Genomic DNA, 4,309 nt, shown 5'->3' on the forward strand with positions numbered 1-4,309 from the left:
ACGATCATGCTTGCCGCCTCGTCGCGGGCGAACGCGTGCAGCGCGCGTGGTACCGAGGCGTCGGAGATGATTCGCGTCGTGACTGCGAGCGCGTCGCGCAGACGGCTCAGCGCCGGCCCGACGGTCCCGTCAGCGACCGCGGCGACGATGACGTTCGCTCCGGTCAGCTTGGCGGCGGCGAGAGCGCGTTCGACCGGGGCGCGGTCTTCGAGGAATGGGTCGTAGCGGCGATGATCGAGGCGGGCATGGGGGATCCTTGAATCAGCGGACGACGGGTGAGGGTCCGGCGCCGAGACGGGCCGCCAGGACTGGATTGAGGTAGATGTCGCCGGCGGCGGCGAGACGGATCGCGCCGAGCATCTCCTCACCGGCCCGTTCCTTGAGCACGTAGCCGAGCGCGCCGGCACGTAGGGCTTGGCGGGCGAAGGCGGGGTCGTCCTGCATGGTCAGGACGACGATCGCTGTCGTCGGCGCCTGCGTGAGTAGTCGCGGGATCGCGTCAAGACTGGAGCCGCCGGGCATGTTGAGGTCGAGGACGAGCACGGTCGGCTGGTGTGCGTACGTGAGGCGTTCAGCGTCCGGGACGCTCTCGGCCTCGGCGACGACTTGCAGGCCTTTCTCGCCATCGATCAGCAGCCGCAACCCTTGCCGGATGAGGGCGTGGTCGTCGGCGACGACGATGGTGGTCGTTTCGGGGCCGGACTGCTCGGCGTCCGCGGCTCGGAGGCCGCCGGCCGCGAACATCTAGGCCTCCGTTCGTCGGACGCGGTCGTGGACCACGACCGCTTCCGCGCTCGCCTGTAGCCGCGTGTCCAGCGCGCATGCCAGATCGGCCAGCAGCGCCCCGGTCGTGCGGGTCGTGTCGAGCCGCGCCACGGGTGACGCTGGAGCCTGGAACGCGCCTCGATAGGTCGCGAGTTCGAGCGCGACGATGGTCGGGCCGGCGTCGGAGACCGATCCGTGGCGCTCGCGCGCCTTCGCGCGCTCCAGCAGCACCTGCGGGGGTGCTTCACAGACGACCCAGGCGGCTGCTGCGGCAACGTGTGAAGCCGCGGCGAAGGCGTCGGCATCAGAGGCACGGCGGAAGGTCGCGTCGACCACCACACCGCCGTCGCGCTGAACGGCGGTGGCCGCGCGCTGACCGAGTTCGGCGTAGACGGCCTGGCTCTCGCCGTCGCCGTATGCGCTCGGCGCGGCCCGCTCGTAGGGGTCGAGGCCGGCGCGCAACTTGCGGATGCGGTCCGAGGACAGCACGCTGCGCCCGGCCGCCGCAGCGAGTGCTTCGGCAAGCGTCGACTTACCACTGGCGGCCAGGCCGGTCACGCAGACCACCCGGGGCAGCCGGGCACGCCATGCGAAGCGCTCGGCCACTTCGAGCAGCTCGTGCGCCCGAGCCGACCGATCGTCCGCCGCCGCGCCCTCCAGTTGTGCGGCGCGCAGGAAGTCGACCTTGGCACGGACCAGGGCGCGCACCGCGCACATGAAGGCCACCAGTCCTTCGCTGCCCGGGTCGCCCGCTGCGGAGCGGTAGCCGCGGAGCAAGGCGCGTGCGAGGTCGTCGTCGTGGCGGGCGACGTCCATGATCAAGAAGGCGAGGTCGTAACCGACGTCGGCGACCCGCAGAGCACGGTCGAACTCGACGCCGTCGATGGCCTGGACGTCGGTGCCGAGCAGGATGTGCTCCGCCCGCAGATCGCCGTGGCCGTCGCGGACGCGGCCCGCCTTCGCACGCTGGGTGAGCTCGGGTCCGAAACCGGCGAGCGCCGCGCCGCAGAAGCGAGCGAGCTCCGCGAGGCGTCCCATCGGACAGCCCACCCTGCGCAGCGTCGTGAGGGTCTCATCGAGAACCGCGACGAGCGCGCTGGAATCGGCGTCCACCTCGACTCCGGACGCCGCGTGAAAGCCGGCGACGGTGGCACCCACCGCGATAAGGTCGGCTTCGGTCGCGCGGCCGGCCGCGAGCTGCGCGTTCAGGGTCGCGGAGTCGTCGTAGCGGTCCATCACGACCGCGTATTCGACCGCGCGCGGGTCGCGCTCGGAGGCCACGGCCAAGCCGTCGTGGCCGCGCGGGACGAGCGCGACGACCTCGCGGTAGTGCCCTGGCGAGAAACGGCGGTTGAGCTCGAGCTCGGCGTGACAGCAGGTCCGTCGTCGCTCGAGCGTGCTGTAGTCGACGAACGGGAGTCGAACCGGCTTCTTGATCTTGTAGGCCGTCGTTTCAGTGAGGAAGACCCACGAGATCTGCGTCTCGCGCAGCTCCACCGACGCGGGCGGCTGTCGGAAGGCGGCGGGATCCAGCAGCGCGTCCGGCAGACCGACCGTGGGCTCGACGGTGCGCGGCGCGGCGCGGTGCTCGAGCGCTGGGATGACTCTCATGGTGTTCCGTTTCCTAGAGTGAGGAGAATCCGATGCTGCCAACGAGCGGCGGCCGTGCCATCGGTCAAAACTCCCACGGCGGCGCGTAGTTCTACGCAGACTCTCGTGGGACCCACGTCGATAGCGCGGGTGCGATGTCGCCCGGGTCGTCTTCGCGCCCTCAGGGCCCGGGTTCGCGTGTAGCCTCGCGGTTGCGATGAGTAGCGCTAAGGGTGAGGGCACTCGACGAGGACCGACTCGTGGATGAGGCGCGCCTGAGGCGTCTGTTGGACGTCGGCCGGTCGCTGATCACGCAGCTGGACCCGGAGGCAGTGTTCGCGCGCCTGCTCGAGGTCGCGCGCGAGCTGACGGGCGCGCGCTACGCCGCCATCGGGGTCCTTGACGAACGACGCGAGCGCCTCGAGCGCTTTCTCACGGCGGGCATCGACGACGACACGCACCGGCTCATCGGTCAGCTGCCGGGCGGCCACGGGGTGCTCGGGGTGCTGATCGACGAGCCCCAGCGCCTACGGCTGGCCGATGTCGCGGCGCATCCGCGGTCCTACGGATTTCCGCTCGCGCATCCGCCGATGACCACTTTTCTAGGCGTGCCGATCGTGGTCGAGGACCAAGCGTGGGGGAACCTCTACCTGACCGAGAAGGATGGAGGCGAGTTCACCGACGACGACGAGGAAGCCGCCGTCGTGCTCGCCGACTGGGCGGCGATCGCGATCAGCAACTCGCGTCTGTACCGGGCCGTCCGTGAACGTCGCGACGAGCTGGAGCGTGCCGTGCGCGGGCTCGAGACGACGACCGAGATCAGCCGCGCGCTCGGGGGCGAGACGGACCTTGAACGCGTGCTGGAGCTCGTGGTCAAGCGCTCACGCGCGCTGCTCGACGCACGATCCGCGGAGATCGCGCTGCTGGACGGCGACGAGTTCGTGATCGCGGCGGTGGCCGGCGAAGGGGTCGGCGGGGTTCCGGGCACGCGGATCTCGATCGACGAGTCGCTGGCGGGCGCGGCACTGAAGTCGGGTCGTCTGCAGCGTGTCCCGGAGATCCCGCGGGATTCGTTCGCTTACCGCGAGCTGGGAGCTCGCTCGGCGCTCGTGACCCCGATGTCCTTCCGGAACCGTCCAGTCGGCTTCCTGATCGTCTTCGACCGCTTGCGCGGCGATCGTCCGTTCAACGAAGAGGATGAGCGGCTGCTCGAGGCGTTTGCCGCCAGCGCAGCGATCGCGGTGGCCACGGCCCAACACGCGGGCGACGAGGCGTTGCGCCGCAGCATCGAAGCATCCGAACGGGAGCGCAGCCGCTGGGCACGCGAGCTGCACGACGAGACGCTGCAGCAGCTGGCCGCGCTGCGGGTCCTGCTCTCGGGTGCCCTGCGAAGCGGTGACCACGACCGGCTGCAAACCGCGGTGGGTGACGCGATCGAGTACCTCAAGACCGGCGTCGGGGACCTGCGGTCGCTGATCACCGACCTCCGGCCGGCGGCGCTGGACGAGTTCGGGATCGAGTCCGCGCTCGAAGCGCTCGCCGAGCGTGTGAGCCGGCAGACCGATGCCGTCGTGGACCTCGAGGTCGATCTCGTCCACGATGACGAAGCCGACTCCCGGTATTCGCCCGAGATCGAGGCCACCGTCTACAGGGTCGTGCAGGAAGCTCTGACCAACGCGGTCAAGCACGGGGAGGCGACCCGGGTGCACGTCCGTGTCAGCGACCGCGACGGCACCGTCAACGTGACGGTGCGCGACGACGGCAAGGGCTTCAACCCTCAGGAAAGCTCGGCAGGCTTTGGTTTGCTCGGCATTCGCGAGCGGTTGGCGCTCGTTCGGGGAACGTTGAAGATCGAATCCGCTCCGGGGGTCGGGACGACGCTGGAGATCTCCATCAGCCTGCTCACGCCGCGGCCACCGCCTGACGCGGGAAGAGCATCGCGAGCGGTGCCTCC

Annotated in this window: 4 protein-coding genes; 2 read left to right on the plus strand and 2 right to left on the minus strand. The window is 70.2% G+C overall.

The window, feature by feature from the left end; all coding sequences use genetic code 11:
* Positions 1 to 260, plus strand: a 260-nt coding sequence (locus tag OM076_RS44265; RefSeq protein ID WP_270046683.1) for a hypothetical protein, incomplete at its 5' end; no start/stop codon positions are given.
* A gap of 1 nt (position 261) precedes the next feature.
* Here OM076_RS44265 and OM076_RS44270 read toward each other — a convergent pair.
* Positions 262 to 744 (minus strand): response regulator, encoded by a 483-nt coding sequence (locus tag OM076_RS44270; protein WP_270046684.1) that lies wholly within the window; start codon positions 742 to 744, stop codon positions 262 to 264.
* Positions 745 to 2,376, minus strand: coding sequence for a bifunctional aminoglycoside phosphotransferase/ATP-binding protein (locus OM076_RS44275; RefSeq protein ID WP_270046686.1), 1,632 nt, complete (start codon positions 2,374 to 2,376; stop codon positions 745 to 747).
* Positions 2,377 to 2,588: 212 nt separating this feature from the next.
* Between OM076_RS44275 and OM076_RS44280 the strand changes: the two genes are divergently transcribed.
* The coding region (locus OM076_RS44280) for a GAF domain-containing sensor histidine kinase (RefSeq protein WP_270046687.1) at positions 2,589 to 4,309 on the plus strand (1,721 nt) is incomplete at its 3' end.

The sequence above is a fragment of the Solirubrobacter ginsenosidimutans genome (genome assembly GCF_027587205.1).

Bases quoted from the DNA above. Each gene is read 5' to 3' on its own strand.
- OM076_RS44275 (WP_270046686.1), bottom strand. From the start codon at position 2,376: ATGAGAGTCATCCCAGCGCTCGAGCACCGCGCCGCGCCGCGCACCGTC.
- OM076_RS44270 (WP_270046684.1), bottom strand. From the start codon at position 744: ATGTTCGCGGCCGGCGGCCTCCGAGCCGCGGACGCCGAGCAGTCCGGC.